Source organism: Synechococcus sp. 1G10, from assembly GCF_002252625.1.
Taxonomy (GTDB): domain Bacteria; phylum Cyanobacteriota; class Cyanobacteriia; order PCC-6307; family Cyanobiaceae; genus Regnicoccus_A.
Genome location: NZ_NQKW01000053.1, coordinates 1 through 2194, shown reverse-complemented (window position 1 = coordinate 2194; position 2194 = coordinate 1). Strand labels below are relative to the sequence as shown.

The window sequence follows — 2194 nt, the reverse complement described above, 5'->3', positions numbered from 1 at the left end:
CGTCCTGGGGTTGTTCAGGGTGATCAGCGCCCTGGCGTTGTCGACCAGCACCTACTCGGGAACCCGTCCCAGAAACGGAACGCCTCCTCCAGCGCCTGCAACCAGTGGCGCTGCTTCTGATGCCGGTACACCCGGATCACCTGCCGCCTGGAGTAGTCCAGCGTCAGCACGCAGAGGTGAACCTTGGTCCGCACCCCCCCGATCAGCACCCACAGCTCCCCAAAATCGGCCTGCAGCTGCTTGCCGGGCCGCGTCTCGTAGCGCACCGTCGCCTGAGCGCTCTGCCGCAGCGCCTCCCGCCAGATCTGCACCGCCCGTTCCACCGTCCGCAGGCTCACCCGGATCCCCTTCTGTTTCAGCAGCTCCTGCCGCACCACCTCGGCGTTGCCGTGGTGCTGTACTCCTACGGAGAAGGCTGCGCCTACGAACTGCTGCTGCAGCCACTCGCGATGGCCATCGAGCTGGCCGGAGCGATTGGCCGTGCTGTACGGCTGCCACTCCCCCTGAGCCAGATACCGGCTCAGCGTGTTGCGCGAGATGCCCAGCTCCGCCGCAATCCGCCGACGGCTCCAGCCCCTCTCCAGCAGCTGGCGCATCACCGTCACCTGCTCTGGCGTTTGCATCACGCCCTCCAGCTCTTCCAGCCCCCGTGGTGTACGAGTGCTGCTCGCCTGGACGACGCCAAAGCCAATGCCGGCCGACGACGGCTTCTCCGCTGCCGCTGTCCTGACCACTGGGGCCGTCAGGCCCGCCGCTGACGCGGCCGGCAACAGCACTCCCATCGCTTGCGGGTGGCTCAGTTTTCGTGTCGCCTCTGGCTCAGTTTTCGCTGTCGGCTGACAAAATCACCTACATTCCCCCTGCGAAAGGGCTTCCTGTACCTGTTGGCCGTTGTCGATCTGTGCTCCAGACATAACTCCTTGTCAAGGCTATCCAATAGCCTTGACAAGGAGTTATGTCTGGAGGCCCTGGAAGTGGCTCTGGCCAGTGGCCGCAAGCCACAGATCTTCCAATCCGATCAGGGCTGTCAGTTCACTTCTACGGCATTCGTGGGCAGACTCAAGTCAGAGGAGATTGAGATTAGCTGGTCGGGTCGTAGACGCTGCTACGACAACATCTTGGTGGAGAGGCTGTGGCGCACCGTCAAATAGGAGGAGGTATACTTGCGTGCCTACAGCAACGGCTGGGAGGCGGAAATCAGCCTGGCCGCTTCCTGTGGAGGTATTGCAATGCAAGGCCCCATAGTGCACTGGGAGGCAGAACCCCCCATGAGGTCTACACTGAGATTGAATCCTGTTCCTCCCGCCCTGGGTTAACGATGTCAGGGGCCGTATTTGTCCAATAAAAGGCACCCATCTTGCAGCAAGTAGGTGAGCTCTGGCTTTTGCCATGGAGCCAGCCGACGGAACCACATATCCAATCAAGCTTCTACTTGACTACAAAGTCGATAACGTTGGACTTCTTGCCCGTGGTCTTATCCATCAAAAGAAGCGGATACTTGCCAGGTTTTACGGTGAGCTTGCTTGGCACAATGGCTGTAACCAAAGTGCCACCGTCACGAACAGCAACGGCGGGTAGCTCAACGCCAGCGAGAACAGGAACTGCTGAGGAGGGAGCACCTGTTGCATCTGCCCACATGGCACTCTCGCCGTCTGGTTGCACGTTGAAGGGAACGCCTGCTTTAATATTCTCAGGGCCATAAGATTTTAAGATAATCTCAGCGGATTGCTCCTGGCATCCAGTAACAAAGATGGGCACGAAACATGCCATAACGGCAGAAAGTGCGACAAACATCTTTTCTTTTTTGTCCGACATGAGGTAAATCAGTAGATCACGAGCAGTTTAAGCAAACGCGAGGCTCTTGTCACCCCGTCAACGCTGGGCCCCATTGAGCTGGACTCGGGACCTATCAGCAAAGTTGTCCACTCGGGGTGCTGAGTTGAGCACCAAAATGCAGAGTACTGCGAGTTGAGCTTTACGGCCCCCGTGGACCTGATGGTTTCGTCATCGGTTGGATCTGTTGGCGAGCGCTGAGGCGCCGGCCCCTAATCGAGGCTGTTGCCGACAGCGCCCTTGGAGGGGCGCCATCGGACAGCCACGGGGGCCTGGATTGCTGAGGGTCAAGCCGCTATAGGTTTCTGCGGCCGGGGATGGTTGATGCTCACAACCTGTGACTGACTTTGAATCAGCCCTG

At 59.2% G+C, this 2194-nt stretch carries 3 protein-coding genes; 1 reads left to right on the top strand and 2 read right to left on the bottom strand.

Annotated features, from left to right (window positions below):
* Positions 1-23 precede the first annotated feature (23 nt).
* Positions 24-782, bottom strand: coding sequence for a helix-turn-helix domain-containing protein (locus CJZ82_RS17380; RefSeq protein ID WP_094556983.1), 759 nt, complete (start codon positions 780-782; stop codon positions 24-26).
* Between the two features lie 9 nt (positions 783-791).
* Here CJZ82_RS17380 and CJZ82_RS19270 point away from each other — a divergent pair, with 9 nt between their 5' ends.
* Positions 792-1151, top strand: a complete 360-nt coding sequence (locus tag CJZ82_RS19270; RefSeq protein ID WP_233130367.1) for a DDE-type integrase/transposase/recombinase — start codon at positions 792-794, stop codon at positions 1149-1151.
* Positions 1152-1428: 277 nt separating this feature from the next.
* On the opposite strand, the gene CJZ82_RS18190 is transcribed toward CJZ82_RS19270, so the two are convergent.
* Positions 1429-1815: a hypothetical protein gene (locus CJZ82_RS18190; protein WP_143593765.1), complete on the bottom strand. Its 387-nt coding sequence runs from the start codon at positions 1813-1815 to the stop codon at positions 1429-1431.
* Positions 1816-2194 lie beyond the last annotated feature (379 nt).

Bases quoted from the DNA above. Each gene is read 5' to 3' on its own strand.
- CJZ82_RS17380 (WP_094556983.1), bottom strand. From the start codon at position 782: ATGGGAGTGCTGTTGCCGGCCGCGTCAGCGGCGGGCCTGACGGCCCCA.
- CJZ82_RS18190 (WP_143593765.1), bottom strand. From the start codon at position 1,815: ATGTCGGACAAAAAAGAAAAGATGTTTGTCGCACTTTCTGCCGTTATG.